Source organism: Bartonella sp. OD88NMGDW (assembly GCF_042193775.1).
Taxonomy (GTDB): domain Bacteria; phylum Pseudomonadota; class Alphaproteobacteria; order Rhizobiales; family Rhizobiaceae; genus Bartonella; species Bartonella grahamii.
In genome coordinates this window covers 1-765 of sequence record NZ_JBHIMA010000070.1, presented here as the reverse complement: position 1 = coordinate 765, position 765 = coordinate 1, and the positions used below count along the sequence as shown (strand labels likewise).

General features: G+C 39.1%; 1 protein-coding gene. It reads right to left on the bottom strand.

Translation table 11 applies throughout. The features are described 5' to 3' along the window. The coding region (locus tag ACFIJR_RS09140) for a DUF3987 domain-containing protein (RefSeq protein ID WP_375654079.1) at positions 1-765 on the bottom strand (765 nt) is incomplete at both ends.

Here is a 765-nt window from a genome sequence, read left to right as displayed (position 1 = left end):
TTCACGAATATAGTTACAACGACATAAAAGCTCTAAAGCTTGCTTAACGGCTCCATTGTCTTTTAAAGATCTCCAACACCGTCTATAGATATCTCTTGCCGTAAAAACATTGGGTAAAAGATCACAGCGCTTGACAAGCAAGTTTGCACTTTCTGTTGCTAATGTATCATGCGCCGCATAAAGACGTTTGGCATGACTTAACAGATATTTTTCCCAATACAAGGCTCTCTCAAGAGCATTTCTATTGATTTCAAAACGACCCCCTTCGGTCAATTCAAAAATCAACGCAAGTGTTGGTATGGTTTTATCCATTTTCAAAAGATACGATTGTAAATTTGTAGAGAAATGACCACTATTTATTTTTTTCTGAAAATTTTCCCACCATACACGAAACATTTCTTGAGCTTCAGCAGAAAAGCGTATGGTTATCGGATGCTTTGGTGAGCCTAACGGTTTATCATAAAGAGAACGAAAGACCCCTTGATAGCTTTCCCATACCTTTTGATTGGGAGGTCTATCCGTCCATAACCGCTTTTTTCGTTCGTCGGGCCATACAATCATTTGAAATCGTTGCATGAAACCATCATCATTTATTCCATGGCACATGGCTTGAATAATGGGAATAATGCGTGAGGGTTGAATGCCCCCAATAATGGAAATGGTTGCATTGGGAATATGAATGGTTCCACGTTCAATACGGTCATAGGTGTATGACGTATTGCCATTAAAAGCTGTTAGATAAAAGGCACGGTCTGTTTGGTATTC